The following is a 539-nucleotide window of genomic DNA, read 5'->3' as shown; positions in this document are numbered from 1 at the left end:
TGCGCTTCATGGTTGGGTTGGCGCGATTCTGGAGGCGTGGTTTGCTTTCGCATGGAGAGGACCTCATCGCTGGCCGCGTCTACGCACTCAGCAAGTGCTGCGTCCGGTTCAGGCTGCATGCACCGGAACCGGCCTCGTCAACCCCCTGGGCGGTGAGCACATTCTCGCCAACCGCCGCTCCACGAGACTCCATCGCGTCCCGCGCGGGGTCTCCACAGGCTTTTCCACAAGTTCTGTGGAAACAGCATCCGGGTTCGGAAGCCGTAGGCCTGGCACTTGAGGGTCTTGATCCGGTTTAAGCCCTTGATTGGTGAGCTGGGGTTACGCCGAGCTAGCTATCCGCCTACGCCGCGCTGCGCAGCGGATCCCGCATGCGCGCGCTGACCAGCGAGGCCCCTCCGGCCACCGCAGCCGGCAGCCGGACGCCCTCCAGAGGGGCTACTAGTGCCGTACCAGCCACATCTGCCTGACCCCCTTCCTTGTCCCCGTCAGACACCGAACCTCCATCCAGCCCACGATGCGGTTTGTCGAGCCAATGG

At 64.6% G+C, this 539-nt stretch carries 1 protein-coding gene; it reads right to left on the bottom strand.

The window, feature by feature from the left end; all coding sequences use genetic code 11:
- Positions 1-343 precede the first annotated feature (343 nt).
- On the bottom strand, positions 344-539 hold a 196-nt coding region (locus tag LRG07_RS13805; protein ID WP_238642778.1), incomplete at its 5' end, for a hypothetical protein.

It is taken from the genome of Halorhodospira sp. 9622 (assembly GCF_022228025.1).
Classification (GTDB): domain Bacteria; phylum Pseudomonadota; class Gammaproteobacteria; order Nitrococcales; family Halorhodospiraceae; genus Halorhodospira; species Halorhodospira halophila_A.
Note: the sequence above shows the minus strand (reverse complement) of the source record. Positions and strands in the feature narration are given on the sequence as shown.